The organism is Eisenibacter elegans DSM 3317, from assembly GCF_000430505.1.
In the GTDB taxonomy this organism is placed as follows: Bacteria; Bacteroidota; Bacteroidia; order Cytophagales; family Microscillaceae; genus Eisenibacter; species Eisenibacter elegans.
Map to the genome: position 1 here is coordinate 390,806 of NZ_KE387152.1, position 17,069 is coordinate 407,874.

Below are 17,069 nucleotides of genomic sequence, written 5' to 3' on the forward strand. Positions count from 1 at the left end.
GTTTTTTTGATGGTAATGTGCTGTCTATAGATTACGGCAACATATTTTTGAATGCTTGGTAGTTGATACCGCTTGGGCTTACACTACAGCTGATACTTTGCGCCTTGGTATTGATATCGCGTACGCGCTCATCAGAGGGGGGGTGTGTGCTGAGCCAGCGTGGGGGGGCGCTATTGCCGCCACCTTGTGCGGCGAGCATTTTTTCAAAAAATCCGGCGGCACCATTACATTGGTACTCCGTTTGGGAGAGGTAGATGACCGAGTATTCGTCGGCTTCGCGCTCAGCCCCACGGCCAAAGCTCAGCCCGGCTGCCGTGCCGGCCAACTGCTTGGCGATATTGCCCAACAGGCCTGTGTTGCGGCCAAAAACCACATCGAGCATCAGCGATACACCATACACACGGGTGAGGTTGGTGGTGGAGTGGCGGCGGTCGGAGTGGGCTATCTCATGCCCCATTACACCGGCCAGCTCGTCTTCTGTCTCAAGGTACTTGATAAGGCCTGTATAAAAATAGAGATACCCGCCCGGGGTAGCAAAGGCGTTGAGCACGTTGTCATCATTGATGATAAAGACCTGGTACTCAAAGCGGCCACGATAATCTACAGCATTGCTACGCAGCACCTTGTCGCGCAGGCCGCGCAGGTATCGGTAAGCTTCGGGATATTGGCTTTCGGGGAGAATGGGGTAGTTCTGAGGGTCAGCAGCGATTTCGGCCCGCACTTGCTGCCCTAGGTTGATGTCGTCTTGTACGGAGAACACATTGATCCGCCCGTCTTTGGTACAGGTAGTCAGGCTGAGCGCCAAAAAGGCCATACCCAACAAATGCCAGCGCATACGCATAAGCTTCATAAACATTAGAGTTAATAAACAGAAGATGATAGGCTGTACAAACTTACGAAAAAAGCAGGGCTTTCGTTGTGTGAAACGAGATGGAAGCCTCTTTTGAGGAAGCTGGAGGGTGAGAACTTATAAGATTTTGTGGACTGGGAACCTAGCGGGGCAATATGGGCTGTGGTCTAGTCTGTCAAACGGATTTCATCAATACGTTTGGTACGTTTGCGCAAATCAAAGGTCAGGAAGACATTGAGGCGGATGATATGATTTTGACCGTACTGAAAACCGGCGGGGTTCCGGCCTTGCCCAAGTGTCCACATATGGCCGCCAAAAAAGGTTACATTGTTGTTGAGGATATACCCTAGACCTGTATATACACGAAAGTCTTCCATAGGGTTGGCAACGATAGACTTGCCACTGTGTAAGAATATTTCGGCGCTAGGGGCGATGAAGAGCGTTTTGTTGCCAAGGGTAGGTTTGTTGAGTGGGATATAGGCAAAGATTTTGTAGCGATAGCGATCGGTGTATTGAAAGGGTGCACCGACATTGTTATCACGCTTGAAACGGTGTTCGAAGCGGAATTGGTGGTAGAGCTTTACCCGCCCCATATAAGGCATAATAAACAACCATTGATGCCACACACGTGGCTCTAGTACTACTTTTTCGAAATCAGGGTTGCCTGGCTCGGGCGTATAGTTGAAGACCAAGGTCGGCCCGATGGTAAATTCAAAATGTTTATTAAAAAGAAAATTGACTCCGTGACGGTTATAAATTTGCCCCATACGACCTACAAAGCTCATATTATTATCAAGGCTATTTCTGAAGCGTAGGTGTGTCTCGGAATAATAGTATATCTTTTTCGTCATTCGTAGCTTATTATAAACACCTATCCAAAGTCCAGAGTTGGGTTCATTGATAACGCTCTGATCTTGGGCTTGTGCTGCTTGCCACAAAAATATTGAAGCCAATATTACTAGGCTTTGTCGCATTAAATATTTCATGAGATAAATCGAGACCGTGTTTGTATGAAGTTGGGTGGGGGGAGTAGTGATTTAGAGGCTCAGACCGATATCAAGCTTACGGTTGAGCTTTTCGGCAGAGTCTCCACGCTTGATTTTTTGCTCCAGCTGTCTGGTGTTTTGGTTTTCAACACGTTGCATGTACTCTAGGAGTTTGTCAAGGTTGTCGGCAGTGTTGCTGATATTACCACACTCTAGCCTTGTGGTGAGGTTATCAATGAGCTCAGGATATAACACATTGTTGTAGGCGTTGTAAAGACGGGGTTTTTTGCGCTCTTCTACATCGGTGAAGGTGTATGGATTGAAACTTTGCTCCATATATAGGTTATCTAACATTTGGCGGCGCTTGGGCACATCTACTAGCCGGAGGTAGAGTGCCGAGAGTTCTTCAAAGCATTTGAGCAATCGCTTAGCCTCTTGCATGAGCTTCTCTTCTTTGGTCTTGGGGTCGTCTCTCAGGGCAGAAAAAGCACGTAATTCACTGCGAATCAGTGTGCCAACTGCTGGCGCGATACGCTCGTGTAGGTCATGGTATATCACACTAGAGTCTTGGCCGTTGAAGCGCTTGAGCGCCTCATCAGAAGCACGCAAAAATGCCTCTTCTTGGGCCACCAATTGTTTTTGCAGACCGGCTTTTTCCATCAAGATGCCTGTTTGACTGATTACATAATCAAGGGCTAGGTCTACTTTCTGGAAGTATTCGGACAGCCTGTGGAGCGATGAAACGTCAGTGAGTCCGTTGGTTTCAAAAAAGGCGCTAGATTCAGGTGGAAGCTTGAGACTGTCGGCCAAGTGATATAACTGCTGCTCGGCCTCTTGGAGGTCAAGCAGCAACTCTTGATAGGAGCGCTCGCGATCTGCATAGAGCCAAAAAGAGGATTCTCCTAGAACTAAATTTTCAAGATATTGGGTCTTTTCTACTTGGGACTGATAAAACTTCAGTACTCGTTGGTAGTTGGCTATTTGCTTGGAACTACTGCTACTAAGTCTAAATTGAGGATTATTGAGCGTATTTTCGATTTTTTGATGAAGGCTTTGAAGGTCTTGGTGTAGTGTTTGGAGACTTTGTAACTCTTGGTCGCTAAACTCATTTTTGAAAAAATAAATTTTGGGCAAGGCCAAGGGCTTCGCTTCGGGGATATTAGCAGCCGTAGCAATCAATTTGTCAAGAATCACAATCACACTGAAGGCAGTTTTATTGAGCAACTGCGCCTGTGGATTGCGTTGTATACTACTCTTGGTTTGTTCGTCTAGGTGAATGATTTCAAAATAAGCCTCTTCTAGGGGCAGCAGTTCTTTGTTACGGCTTTCATTGGGGCTATAATTGCGTTCTGTGAGAAGCTCATAGTTGCGGTATAATTTCGTTTTGCGCAACATTCCTTGCTCAAATACCCATTCCTTGCGCAATACCTTACCGTCAGGTTGGATGCTTGTAACGGCAAAGGTTCTATCCATCACGCCTTGGGAGTTTACAAATCCGCTAGCTTCAATGTTTTCTTTTCTATCAAAAAAGCGAAATGCGCCCGTAGGAATGTTTTTTTGGTAGCTTAGTTCAAAGTATTGCAAGGTATCTATTATTTGACCATTGCGGATTTTGAAATGAGCGTATTGGGCTACTCCTTGGGCTGCCCCATTTTGAAAATTTGCCTGAGTGCGTTTGTCTTCTCCGGTAGCGCCTAAAAGGATTTGGTAATTATCTGTGCCCTGTAGGGATGAAGGACTCAGCGTTTGTTCTGACAAAGTCCAAGTGCCTTGGGGAGCTTGATGTGCATAATGCCCTGTCCATTGCAATGCCTCCACGGGCGATAAGAGGCCAAGACTATCTTGTTTGGAGATAACAAATCGCTCAAAATGGAAATCGCCGTGCAGCACTTGTTCTCCATTTTTGACATAATATTGGTATGTCGCTTTGCCTTTAGTACCGTTTTGCAGACGATAAGCTGCATCTGTGGTAGTTTGTAGCGTTTGTGCGAAGCCAAAAAAACACCAAATAGATAGAAAAACTGTAAAACTATAGCAAATTGAAGAGCGCATGGAGTATGTATGGACTAGTGCTTTGATATAAAGAGGATAAAGAGGTCGATTTTGCACATTCACAATATACAAACAGGTCTTAAAACGTCTGATGACTATTAAGAATCGTATTTAGCGCATATATACAAAAGACCAAATGCCATTTTGATGAGCAAAACTAAGGCTTTTTTAGCTTTTACACAAGTGCTTCGTGTAACTTGCATAAGTGTTGCACGAAACTAGACTTGTATTTTTTTTACAAAACCATTACCTTTGTGCTATCGACAAATCATCAGCAAACAATAATTTATGAGGGATTTTCTACTGCCAAAAACAATCAAATACCCCCGCGTTCTTATTAGTAAAGCAGTGCTTTCAGAGCATCGTGCTAACCAGAGCGCATAGTTTTTTGCACACACCCAAATCCCTTGAAGTCTTTATGAAGCAGAAGCATTTTGTTATCGCAGCGGCCATCACTGGCATCATTGTCCTTGGTGTTGCCCTTCGGATGATTTACCACTACAAGCAGCAACTGACTACCCAAAAAGAGGTGCTTGCCCAACTCAAGCAACAACAAGAACACTACCAAGACAGCCTGCGCACACTAAATCGTTTGTTAGAAGCCGACAGCCTATTTATCAACCAAGCTTATGACGAGGCTTTCAGCATTTATAAAAGTCTTGGACTAGATACTAACTTCATCAATCGCCGCCAACACCGGTATACCATCAGCCTGCAACGACAGGAAGCCGTTGAGAAGGTCAATAACGTCCAAAATACGCTCGATGAAGAAAAACGAAAGTATGAGCAAGCCTTTATCACACAAGTTGCGAGGCTACAAGAGCTACAAAATCAACGTAATAATGCCAGTGAGCAACTTGACTCCCTCGAAGCCGCCCTTAGAGTACAACAAAGTAGTTTTGAACGTGCTTTACAGCAGCAAGCTGAGCAAATGCAGAAGCAATACAGCGAGAATTACGGACTCCTACAATTTACCACTCCCCGAGGTAACAAAGTCTACTACCTCGGCGAAACCAAGGACGGTGTAGCCAGTGGCAAAGGAGTAGGCATCTGGGATACCGGAAGCATCTATGAAGGACAGTGGAAAAACAATATGCGTCACGGTAAAGGGTTGTTCCGCTGGAAAGACGGAGAACGCTACGAAGGAGAATATTTTCAAGACAAACGCCAAGGGCTAGGGACTTATCATTGGACTAACGGTAGCCAGTATACCGGAGAGTGGGTCAATGACAAACGCCACGGGAATGGTAAATTCACCGATGCGAGTAAAACAGTATATGACGGGGATTGGAAGGACGACAAGTTTGTTGGGAACAACGGTGGCTCGTCAAACTATAGGGTCAAACCTGCCAACAACTGGCGCTGATGTATCGAACAGCAGGCTTTTGGGTAGCTTCTGTAACTCAAACACAAACACAACACTTAGGGCGCTCCTGTAATCTGAATGCCTTAGGTGTTGATGCGTTATACGCAATGCTTGAAAAGCCGCCACGCCACCAGACATTTTGGAAAAGTAGCTCGGAGTTCTGACTCCGAGACAAGCTGAAGCCTCATTTTTTTGGATGGGAATGAGACTTAACCCACAGTTTTAACTGTGGAATTTGGAAAATGTCCGGTGGTGTGAAAAGCCGCCCGATGTTGTTGCCAAACACCAAGAACTAGGATAATTTTTAATGGCTTGATTTATAGTGATTTGCTATTTTATCTGGCTGTATGCACAAGATTTATAGTTGTAAAATACAACAAGTTCGTAACTTTACCGTACCTATCAAGTGTTGTTTTTCAGCCAAATAGCCCTTGTGAGTAAAGTTTTCAACCAAATTTGTTTTCCAACGATGTTGAAGAAGAATCTTCTCTTGTGTTGTCTGCTCTTGGCCCTTGTAGCCGCCTGTAACCCTAAGGGAGAAAACATTGAGCCGGATGATGCAACCAATGTCCAAAAAATTGCGGGCAATGAGCTTGATCCCAATCTGATGCTTTCGCTCGTCAACCGATACCGCCGTGAAGGATGTACTTGTGGAAATGAAGTAAGGCCACCAGTAGCGCCGCTTACTTGGAATCGACAGCTTGAGGAAGCGGCATACTTGCATACCAAGGATATGCGCGACAATAGTTACTTCAGCCATACCAGCCAAGACGGTACTACGTTTGGAGCGCGTATCACACGTACGGGCTATCAGCATAACGGAACCGGCGAAAATATAGCCAATGGCCAACGCAGCGAGGAGGCCGTGGTAGAGGCTTGGATTAAAAGCGCAGGGCACTGCCGTAATATTATGAATGGTAACTTTACCGAACTCGGAGCTGCGCGTGTAGGTAACTATTGGACGCAGGTATTCGCCCGCCCACGATAAACGTCAATAGATGCGCTAGGATTTTCAGTGTATACACTTCTCGACTTTGTTGGGGGGTAAAAGCAAGGCCTGTCAAGACTACCACGTTTGACAGGCTTTGTACGTTCAGTGAGGGGATTATTCAATCATTAGGCGGACAAACACGCGCCGAGCGCCTCCACAAAATAGGTGGTAGCCTCTTCTGGAACGTTGAGTGGAGGCAAAAGACGCAAGGTATGGCTTCCCGAAACACCCGTAAAAATGTGAAACTCTTCTAACAAACGTTTGCGGACAGGGGCTACGGGATGGACTAGCTCCAAGCCAATCATCAGCCCAAGGCCTCGCAGCTCAGCGATACCCGGCAGGGCGGCAAGCGCTTGCATCCAGCTTTGCCCCAAGGCGGCGGCTTTGTCAATCAGCTGCTCTTGTTCGATAACTTCCAACACGGCCAGCCCTGCCACACAGGCCAAGTGATTGCCACCAAAGGTGGTGCCCAACATCCCGTGCCAAGGTTTGATGTGTGGAGCTATCAACACACCGGCTACGGGAAACCCATTGCCCATCCCCTTGGCTACAGTGATAAGGTCGGGGCGTATGTCGGCGTATTGATGCGCAAAAAAGCGTCCACTGCGGCCATACCCCGATTGTATTTCATCCAAAATCAACACAATACCGTGTTGGGTACAGAGGCGGCGCAAGGCCTGTAAGAAAGCAAGTCCGGGTATGTGAATCCCCCCAACGCCCTGAATCCCTTCAATGATGACTGCCGCCACATCGTTGTGTTGGGCTAGGTAGTCAGTGATGTAGGCTTCGTCGCCCCAAGGAGCAAAATGGGTATCGTGCACGGCATTGATTGGCGCGACAATCTTGGGGTTGTCTGTGGCGGCTACGGCAGCCGAAGTACGCCCGTGAAAAGCTTGTTTGAAGGCCACTACCTTCGGTTTTTGGGTATGAAAAGAAGCCAGTTTGAGGGCATTTTCATTGGCCTCAGCGCCCGAGCTACACAAGAACAGGGCGTAGTCATCATAACCCGATAGGCGGCCCAAGTGCTCGGCCAACTGAATCTGAAGAGGATTTTGTACTGCATTGGAGTAAAAACCCAACTGTTCTAGCTGTGCTGTCAAGCGCTGCACATAATGTGAGTGGGTATGGCCGATAGAGATGACGGCGTGCCCCCCGTAGAGGTCAAGATAGCGCTGGCCGTGCTCGTCCCAAAGGTATGCGCCTTGCGCACGAACCGGGGTGATGTCATAAAGTGGGTATACGTCAAAGAGCTGCATAGGGCAATTTTTGGAGCGATGTTGGGGAAGATGAATGAATGGGCGCAAATATACAGCTTTTCAATAAGCTCTTAGTCCTCAGGGGCCGCACTTTGGCCGGCATCAGGCTGTATTTTGACGGCGAAGGCCTCGGGGCTGTAGTCCTTGGGCAGATATTGGGGAGGGATACAGACAGCGCTCCCGTCGCGGATGGTTTGGTAGTGGGGCGACATAATCTCCACCCCATTCTCAAAAAAGACATCCTGAATGTGTTGGTTTAGCTCCGATTGTGTTTCGGGAATGGTTTTGGCATAACTCGTACAGGCGTTGATTTGGTAGCTGACGTACCAGTCGTCGAGGCTGGTTTGCCATACAAAAGGCTCTGGGTCTTTCATTACGGCCTGTGTGCGTTTGGCTGCCTCAATGAGCATCTCGTGTACTTTGCGCCACGGCACATCATAGCCGATGGTTACGGTAGAATGGATAATGTATTGTGAAGAAGAGGTATAGTTGATGGTATGCCCACTGAGAATGTTGGCGTTGGGGATGGTAATCTCTTCGTTTTTGATGGTGCGGATGCGCGTAACAAGCAAATTCTTCTCCCGCACATCGCCCAAGATATCGCCTATCTTGACCCTGTCGCCTATTTTGAAGGGCCTCATATACGTAATCACCAAGCCAGCCACAATATTGGAGATGGCCGAAGTAGAGCCCAGAGAAAATAAAATACCAAGGAACACCGAAACCCCCTGAAAAACAGGTGAGTCTGAGCCTGGCAGATAGGGAAATATCACCACAAACATAAAGGCGTAGAGCAGGGTGCGGATGATGTTGTAGGTAGGCCTGGCCCAGTCGGTATAAAATCCGGGGATGACAAGCTTTTCGTTTTCGATTTCCTGCGACAGAAACCCAATAAAACGCACGGTATATCGCGTAACGATGAAGACAATCACAATGGTAAACAAGTTGGGAATATAGCCAATAAATCCCCAAAATATCCGCTGAACAGGGTCTAGGATATAAGACAAAAGCAGCTCGGCGATGCCGCGTGTGGCCGGAAACAAGCCAAAAACGATGGGTAGCGTGAGGTACAACATCAGCAGGTGTATGGCCCATTTGACTGCGTCTTTGCCAAAGAGCAAAATCCTGAGCAGGCGCTCTGGCGTAACAGCTTCATAGTTGCCAATATAAAAACCTTTGAGCTGATGCCTACGGCTATAGATACGCTGGCGTACCCAGCGGAAGAGGCGGTTGGTCAGCCGGAAAAGTAAGTAAATTACCCCCAGTGCCAGCAAAGCCAATACGACTTCCAGCACTCTGTCACGCAGGGTTTTGGAGTCTAGGTACTCCCTGATGGCCGAACGGATAACCAGCAGGTGCGTTTCGGCTACTTTTTTGGCACTTAGGTTTTGCGCCAAGGCATCGTTTTCGGTGATGGTGAGCAGGAATCGTTCGAGGTGATATATTTCCCAAAACCCGTCTTGCTCGCGAAGGTGAAGCGAGTCAGCGTTGTAGTTGAGCGCGTGTGCCAGCTCGTGTATGCGCCGGCTGATTTGGGCGGCGCGCTCGGCAGCAGAAAGCCCCGCCAAGCCTTCGTAGACATAAAAGAGCGTGTCTTTGCGGAAAATAACCGGCTGTGCTTGGGCGAGCAAAGCCTGTTTGAGGGAATCTAGCCTTGCCTTTTCGCGTTGTTGAGCCACACCAGAATGAGTCTTGAGCGAGTCAAGCATTTGTTGCAGCCGCTGTGCCTCGGCAGCGATAGAGTCAGTTTTGGCCTCGATGAGTACTTGTTGGATAGAGTCGGCGAGGGCGATGGAATCTTGGCGGCTTGGTAAGTTGCCTTGTGCGAGCAGTGGGCAACTTTGGTAGAGCCAAAACAAAACGATATAAAACAAAATGGCTTTTCTCATAGGTTATCGGGGTAGTGCTATGATGGTGTTCAAATGCGGTATTGGCCGTGTTGTATCAATAATAAATCACCTGTAGGGTGTCTTTCTCTAGGCGTACTTTGAGAAGCTGCTTCAGATCTTGAGGATTGTAAAAGCCTGTTCCTCTGATGATAACGGTGGGAATGGTGTCTATTTTTCCGGTATTGGCATTGGCCACAATGGCATCATAGTAGGCAAAAGACTCTAGGTTTTTGTAAAGTACTTTAAGTTCCTTGGTGATTTGTGGTGTACGTATATCAGTGCGTTTGTACTTGGCCAGCTCTGTTTCTAGCAATCCTATTTTTTTGTCCTTATCCTTGATGAGTTCTTCATTGCGTTTATAAAGGTCTTCGATGATGCCCACGCGCAATTTTTGATTCAATTCTTGCTCTATTTCGGCATTGAAGCCCTGACTTTGGCGGATGATGAGCGAAGTTCCTGCCAGTCCATAAACAGGTAGTTTTTCTTTCAAGGCTTCCATTTGTTCAGATTTGAGCCCTTCGCCCATTAGGGTAATTTCAATCACAGAAGAATCTGCGTTGTAGTAACTGCTCTTGCTATCAATTACATAACTCTCCTTGAAGTTTGTATTTTCGGCCAAGAAGCGTTGTACATTGGTTTTGAAGACGGCCTGCTGCACCACTCTCCAACCTAAATATACACTAGGCACAAGGGTAATGATGGCAAAGGCTGTAATATAGATACGTACTTTGCGCTCGCTGCGAGGGTCTACGAGGTGTTCTTTTTCAAAGTTGAGCAGCCTCACCACTACAAAGGTAGACAGGCTGATGAAGACAGAGTTGATGAAGAATAGGTAAAATGCGCCCAAGAAAAACGGCCATTGCCCTGTGCCTAGGCCATAGCCCGCTGTACAAAGTGGGGGCATTAGGGCGGTAGCAATGGCTACGCCAGGGATGACATTACTCTTTTCCTTGCGCGAGCCCGCCACAATCCCGGCCAAGCCGCCAAAGGTGGCGATGAGCACATCAAAAATGGTGGGCTGAGTGCGTGCCAACAATTCGGATTGGGCTTCACTCAAAGGAGTAACGGCAAAATACAGTGCCGAAGTAATGACGCTGATGGCTACGGCAATGCCCAAATTTTTGACCGAACGCTTGAGCATAGGGAAGTCGTTGATACCGACGGCCAAGCCAATACCGACAATCGGCCCCATTAGTGGCGAAACCAACATCGCCCCAATAATGACAGCCGTAGAGTTGGTATTAAGCCCAACAGAGGCAAGGAAAATGGCAAAAATCAAAATCCAAGCATTGTGTCCCGTAAAGTTAATTTCCTTGCGGATACCTTGTTTGGTTCCTTCCTCATCAATCTCGCCACGAATGTCGAGCACCTTGAGCATAAAATCGCGGGTCTCTACAATAAGTTTTGCCAAAATTCGGCTAAGTTGTTTGATGGAATACTGCTTGTTACTGCTTTCGTCAGTAGGCTTTTCCGAAGGATTTACTTCAGGATTAGAGGGTGTGTGTTGCATAACAGGAATAGTTTGAAAGCCCCTAATTTGGGGTTATTCTATTACAAACGCAAATTATGGCTGTGGTTTGAGAATTTAGCAGGCAGGTTCTTGGGGGGAAGTAGGCGTGTTGTACTCAATCAAAATTGGTTTGGGCAATGTATCTGCTGAAAATCTTTGATAATCGAGAAAATCAAAGCCTATAAATTCTCAAATCTTGGGAATCTTGGCTTAACTTTGATATGACAAACACCCCTAAAAGCTTTTTTATGATACTCCTCAGTGCGTTAGATCTTAGCTTACCACTCAAAAATCCCATCCTGATTTTTGCCATCATTTTGTTTATCATCTTATTTGCGCCCCTTATTCTGAACAAGTTTAAGATTCCGCACCTGATAGGGCTGATTATCGCCGGCGCGGTTATTGGTCCCTTTGGTTTTGGGCTGATGGAGCGTGGCGACAGCATCAAGCTCTTTGGCACTGTAGGCTTGATGTACATTATGTTCTTGGCCGGATTGGAGATTGATTTGGTAGAGTTTAAGAAAAACAGCGGCAAAAGTCTCGTCTTTGGGATGTTTACCTTTCTTATTCCGATGGCTCTAGGTACTTTATCTGGGCTGTATGTCTTGAGCTTTGGCCTGCTGACTTCTATTTTGTTGGCCAGTATGTTTGCCTCACATACGTTGTTGGCCTACCCGTTGGTGAGTAAGCTGGGAGTGGCCAAGAACAGGGCCGTTACGATTACAGTCGGCGGAACGATGATTACGGATACCTTGGCGCTCTTGGTCTTGGCTGTGATTGTAGGAATGACCAAGGGCGAAATCAACCAAGCTTTTTGGATTAAACTCGGCGTATCAGTAGTCGTGTTTGCATTGGTAGTAATGTTGATTTTCCCGTTGATAGGCCGATGGTTTTTCAAACGCTTCGATGACAGTGTATCGCAGTATATTTTTGTGCTAGGGATGGTCTTTTTGGGTGCTTTTTTGGCTGAGTTGGCGGGCGTTGAGGGCATCATCGGGGCGTTTTTGGTCGGATTGGCGCTCAACAGGCTCATTCCCCATACCTCTGCCCTGATGAACAGGGTAGAGTTTGTAGGCAATGCATTATTTATTCCCTTTTTCTTGATAGGGGTGGGAATGTTGATCAATTATAAAGCTTTTTTCAAAGACCTCGATACCATCAAGGTGGCCTTGGTGATGTGTGTGGTGGCCACACTGGCCAAATTTTTGGCTGCTTGGCTTACCCAAAAAACTTTTCGTTTTAGTACAGATGAACGCCGCCTGATTTTTGGCCTCAGCAATGCCCAAGCAGCCGCTACCCTAGCCGCAGTGTTGGTGGGCTACGAGATTGTTATCGGCAAAACTCCGGCTGGCGAAGACATCCGGCTGCTCAACGAAAGCGTGCTCAACGGAACCATCTTGATGATCTTGGTTACCTGTACCATCGCCTCCTTTGTGGCGCAAAAAGGTGCACAAAATATTGCTTTACAAGAGGCGCAAGCAGGATCCGCAGAGGAAGAGGCTGGTAATAGTGCAGATAGCCAAGAGAAAATCTTGATAGCCCTAGACCACCCAGAGCTGGTGGAAGAGCTGGTGAACCTCAGCGTAACAGTAAAAAACAAGAAAAACCGCAGTGGCTTGTTGGCTGCACATATCATAGACAACCAAGAAGAGCGGGAAATAGCCGAAAAACGAGCCAAGAAAATTTTGCATCAAGCCGCTGTTACGGCTTCAGGCTCAGACAATGTGCTCTCAGAGCTGCTCCGCTACGATGTCAACCTCATCAACGGGCTTTCTAACCTTGCCCTAGAGCAACACGCCACTGATCTCGTCTTTGGCTTTAGCCAAGAAAAAGGACTGAGTATCTCATTTCTCAATACCCTTGATGGTATCTTGACCCGATGTAACACCACTACCTTGATATACAAACCTCTCCAGCCGCTCTCTACCATCAAAAGACACTTGGTCATTATCCCCGAAAATGCCGAGCGGGAGATTGGATTCCCGTTCTGGGTGATGAAAATCTGGAGCTTGGCCAAAAACACAGGTGCCAAAATGTTGTTCTATTGTACCGAAACAACAGAAGAGTACCTCCGTCAGGTATTGAAAAAGCACCCCATAGAAGCTGACTTCGAAACCTTCACCCAGTGGGAGGATTTTCTGATTATCCCACGAGACCTCAAACCCAATGACGGCCTGATTGTCGTGATGAGCCGTATTGGCGAACTCTCCTACAACAAGTATATGGCCAAGGTGCCGATGTATCTCAATAAATACATCAATCAAACAAGTGTGCTGCTGATCTATCCCATACAGCGCATCAACAACAGCGAAGGAGGGCTAAACTACAACCAACTCTCGCTCGAACCACTTCAAAACCACCTCAAAAGGCTGGATGATATTGGCAAAACTATCGTACAGATTTTTCGAAAACCCAAGGCGTAAGAGAGTATTTATACTCAACCAAAGCTCACAGTTTTCGCTGTGGGGATGAAAAATGTCCGGTGGCGTGGAATAATAACTAGGCATCAGATGTTCGGCAAGCCGAGTATTACCACGGAGTTAAATTTTTATCACCCCTGCAACACCCCTGCAATTGCTTTTAAATGGTTTGTGAATCAAGGCGGTAAGTCTTCTTTGGGGCTTCTAATGTCATTTTGAAGTTTAACATTCTACTCAAAATGAGTTCATTTTTGGGCTGTAGTATTGCACTCAGTTTATCGCCCAAGGGTGATAACAATCAACAATTAGTCAACTCCAAACCATTTCACAAAACCTTATGAAAAATAGCTTACTCCTATTGCTTTTTTGCTTGGGTAGCTTCTTTACGGCCTACGGTCAGAGCAATGGCTCGTTATCAGGCATAATCCAAGACGACAACGGTGAGCCTGTAGTAGGTGCAACAGTAGTATTGTTGGGCACTAACTACGCTACCATTACCAATACCACAGGGCGATATCAACTTAACAATGTAACGGCAGGCAACTATACCCTCGAAGTCCGTTTTGTGGGCTATGAGCGCGCCCAAACTACCGTAACAGTAACGGCAGGGCAGAATACCGAAGCCTCTCCCAAACTTCAAGAGAGTGCTGTCGTATTGAGCGGCTTGGTCGTTACGGCGCAAAAGCGTGAGCAGGTAACCCAAGATGTACCGGTGGCTATCAGCTCAGTAGACGCGAGCTTTTTGCGTAACAATGGTATTTTTGAAATCAACAACTTCTCGGAGTATGTCCCCGGCTTGCAAGTACAAGTACAGAGTGTGAATAACCCCGGCTTCGTAATTCGTGGCATTACCTCTGACAATGGCGCGTCGAATATCGAACCGCGTGTATCGGTATTTCAAGATGGTGTATCTATCTCTAAGTCAAGAGGTTCAGTGGTAGAGATGTTTGACTTTGAGCGTGTTGAAGTGCTCAAAGGCCCTCAGGGAACACTCTTTGGCCGTGGCGCTCAGATTGGTGCTGTCCACCTCATCCAAAACAAAGCCAAGAACGAAACCAGCGGCGAACTCACCATTGGCTATGGCAACCTAAACCAACAACTAGCCAACGGCTACCTAAACTTGCCCTTGGCCAAAGACAAGCTCTTCTTGCGCGTAGCGGGTATCTACAACTACCGCGATGGGTTTATTGAAAACCTTTCAGGAGGCAATCTCAACGGCAAAAATACAGCAGCCGGACGTTTGGCGATGCGTTGGTTGCCCGGACGCAACACCGTCGTAGACTTCATCTTCAACTACCAGAAGGACAACCCTCCGGGGACTTCGTTCAAGAGTGGTACTTTTGCTCCTGCGGGTGGCGATTTGAATCCGCGTAGTTTCGCTGATATGGAGCGTGGCCGTGACCTCTTCATCGACCGTGTAGTATGGGGCAATACCTTGCTCGTAAACCATACCTTCAGCGACCGCCTCGACCTGACTTCTACCACGGCCTACCGTGAGTTTGCCTCTGTAGAATCTTTTGATGCCGACGGCACTGCCGCTCCTGCACTTTGGTTTGCCGAAGAAGCCGAAGGCCGCCAATTTAGCCAAGAATTCCGCTTCAACTACCGCAACAACAAGTGGTTTTCGGGTTTTGCCGGTACGAGCTTCTTCTGGGAAGACGGCTCGCAAGGCGTACCCTTCGAAACCAACGAGCAGAGCTTGTATCCTTTGTTGACCCCCGTAATCAGAAATACGATTCAAACACTCCCGGGCTTGAGCCCAGAGCAGCGTGCCGGACTGTTGTTTTTAACACCTGCCGTTCCCTTGGTAGACAATAATGGCCGCCCCAATCTTGTTTCAAATATCCCTGTCAATCCCTTCTTTGCGCAAGCTGGTATTGCTGGCGCTCCTCTAAGAACATTACACAGAGAGAAGAATACAAACTTCGGAACTAACTATGCCTTTGAGGTATTTGCTGACGGAACCTTCAACATCAGCCCAAAACTAGACCTCACATTGGGCTTACGTGGTACTTATGAGAATATCACCAGCGGCTATCAAGTAGAAACCTCACAAACTCCTAGCCCACTAGGAGTGCTTACCAGAAACTTCCCCAATATCTTGTTCCGTCCTACAGGCAACCAACGTTTGGAAGCCAACCGTGAGTTTTGGTCAATGGTAGGCCGTGCGGCAGTGGTATACAAGGCTACCGACAACATCAACATCTTTGCTTCGGCAGCCAGAGGCCGCCGCCCGAATGTAGTACAGTTTAGAAATAACGAGCCTGAAGTACTCAATGCTGAAGTGGTATGGAGCTATGAATTGGGAGCAAAAACCCTTTGGCTCAACAACCGACTACAGGTAGATGTCAATGGTTTTTACTATGACTACTCCAACTTCCAGACTCAGATTGCAGAGCTGACCAATGAGGGCTTGCGCTTCTTCCCACGCGACGGAGGCGAAGCTAGCGCCATCGGAGGGGAAGCCAACTTCCAATATGCCATCAGCCGCAATTTCTCCGTATTCAGTAACTATGCCTACATTGATGCTAAGTTTGACGATACCGACAAAGACGGTAACCGACAAGAGCTGGCCGGCAACCGTTTCCGCCTGACTCCCGAACACTCTGTGTCTTTGGGTTTCAACTGGACAGTGCCCATTACAGATGATTTTACCTACTTCCTGACACCAAACTACACATACAAATCCAAAGTCTTCTTTGAAGAAGAAAACCAGCCCGGAGTAGAGCAAGATGGGTATGGGTTGTTGAATGTACGTACAGGCTTCCGCTGGAAAAACAAATACCAAGCGACCTTCTATATGTACAATGTCTTGGATGAAAACTATGTCATCGATGCAGGCAACACAGGTGGAGCTTTTGGTATTCCTACCTTTATCGCAGGCTTGCCTCGTTGGTTTGGCGTACAGCTCAACGCCCGATTCTAAACCATCGTTGCCAGATACTATTTTAGGATAGAGACCTCAAAACCGCCGGTGCCTTCGAGTATCGGCGGTTTTGTATTTGTGTTGGTTTCTTTTTGGGTTTTATAGCACCAAAAAGCATTTGAGTGCCTAACAAACACAGAAACCTTTTGCCCTACATTCGTCTTCAAAATCTAACCGTTGGCCGACAGGCTTTAGGGTATTCTCCCCAAAACCCTCAGGTATTTGTATGATAGGGGCTTGGCCAAATAGCACAAAAAATCAATAAAAAGCACGCCCCTAATAGATGTCTGACTATACCTAAATGCTTGATTCTGCGTTGATAGGGTTAAATTTGACACATTAAAATGACACACCCACCATACATCCAAACACTTATGTTGTCTATCGTTCGTATTTTTGCTTTGAGTGCTGCTTTGAGCTTGTTGTTTTTGAACAATGTCGCTGCTCAATCACGGATGCCCATCTTCGATGTAGCCATTGACTATGAAGGTGTCCCCACCTTGATGATGACCCTGATGGTAAGCCTAGAAAACCAAACCAAAGAAGTATTCATTACTACCAGTATCGATGGCCAACATTGGACAGCTTTGACAACCTTCTCTTTACAAGATTTTTCGTATAAAAGCTCTCACCAAAACACCCCGCTCAGTGTTGCTCTCGACGATTTTGAGGCCATCCTCAACCAACCTTGCGAGCGTTTGTACCTGAGAGCTTCTACCCGAAATGCCCAAGGGCAAGAACAACTCCTACACAACTCATCGCTAGCCGCACAAGAGTTGAGCGCTTTGCGTGAGCTGGTAAAAGATGTGCGTTAGGGAGAGGG

11 protein-coding genes are annotated in these 17,069 nt (G+C 47.1%); 5 read left to right on the top strand and 6 right to left on the bottom strand.

Annotation, left to right across the window (positions count from 1 at the left end; all coding sequences use genetic code 11):
* Positions 1-31 precede the first annotated feature (31 nt).
* The 3 genes from G499_RS0111940 to G499_RS0111950 form a co-directional block, all read right to left on the bottom strand.
* Entirely contained in the window at positions 32-850 is an 819-nt protein-coding gene (locus tag G499_RS0111940) for a M48 family metalloprotease (protein ID WP_027000139.1), read from the bottom strand.
* Positions 851-1,017: 167 nt separating this feature from the next.
* On the bottom strand, positions 1,018-1,836 hold the full coding sequence (locus G499_RS0111945) for a DUF2490 domain-containing protein (RefSeq protein WP_027000140.1): 819 nt from the start codon (positions 1,834-1,836) through the stop codon (positions 1,018-1,020).
* A gap of 51 nt (positions 1,837-1,887) precedes the next feature.
* A complete protein-coding gene (locus G499_RS0111950) occupies positions 1,888-3,888 on the bottom strand; it encodes a hypothetical protein (protein ID WP_027000141.1) in 2,001 nt (666 codons plus the stop codon).
* 418 nt (positions 3,889-4,306) lie between these two features.
* Between G499_RS0111950 and G499_RS21200 the strand changes: the two genes are divergently transcribed.
* Entirely contained in the window at positions 4,307-5,254 is a 948-nt protein-coding gene (locus tag G499_RS21200) for a hypothetical protein (protein ID WP_051296202.1), read from the top strand.
* 469 nt (positions 5,255-5,723) lie between these two features.
* Entirely contained in the window at positions 5,724-6,242 is a 519-nt protein-coding gene (locus tag G499_RS0111965) for a CAP domain-containing protein (RefSeq protein ID WP_035727536.1), read from the top strand.
* Between the two features lie 128 nt (positions 6,243-6,370).
* Here the strand turns inward: G499_RS0111965 and G499_RS0111970 are convergent, their stop codons facing one another.
* From G499_RS0111970 to G499_RS0111980, 3 genes are all read right to left on the bottom strand, one after another.
* Positions 6,371-7,501, bottom strand: a complete 1,131-nt coding sequence (locus G499_RS0111970) for an aspartate aminotransferase family protein (RefSeq protein ID WP_027000143.1) — start codon at positions 7,499-7,501, stop codon at positions 6,371-6,373.
* A 71-nt stretch (positions 7,502-7,572) separates the two neighbouring features.
* On the bottom strand, positions 7,573-9,390 hold the full coding sequence (locus tag G499_RS19805) for a mechanosensitive ion channel family protein (protein ID WP_051296204.1): 1,818 nt from the start codon (positions 9,388-9,390) through the stop codon (positions 7,573-7,575).
* 55 nt (positions 9,391-9,445) lie between these two features.
* Positions 9,446-10,900 carry a DUF389 domain-containing protein gene (locus tag G499_RS0111980; protein WP_081413777.1) on the bottom strand — a complete coding sequence of 485 codons (1,455 nt, stop codon included), beginning with the start codon at positions 10,898-10,900 and terminating at the stop codon, positions 9,446-9,448.
* A gap of 248 nt (positions 10,901-11,148) precedes the next feature.
* Between G499_RS0111980 and G499_RS0111985 the strand changes: the two genes are divergently transcribed.
* The 3 genes from G499_RS0111985 to G499_RS0111995 all read left to right on the top strand — a co-directional run bounded on the left by G499_RS0111985 (position 11,149) and on the right by G499_RS0111995 (position 17,061).
* Positions 11,149-13,323, top strand: coding sequence for a cation:proton antiporter (locus G499_RS0111985; RefSeq protein ID WP_027000145.1), 2,175 nt, complete (start codon positions 11,149-11,151; stop codon positions 13,321-13,323).
* A 334-nt stretch (positions 13,324-13,657) separates the two neighbouring features.
* Positions 13,658-16,246 carry a TonB-dependent receptor gene (locus G499_RS0111990; RefSeq protein WP_027000146.1) on the top strand — a complete coding sequence of 863 codons (2,589 nt, stop codon included), beginning with the start codon at positions 13,658-13,660 and terminating at the stop codon, positions 16,244-16,246.
* Positions 16,247-16,590: 344 nt separating this feature from the next.
* Positions 16,591-17,061: a hypothetical protein gene (locus G499_RS0111995; RefSeq protein WP_161627741.1), complete on the top strand. Its 471-nt coding sequence runs from the start codon at positions 16,591-16,593 to the stop codon at positions 17,059-17,061.
* Positions 17,062-17,069: the final 8 nt, after the last annotated feature.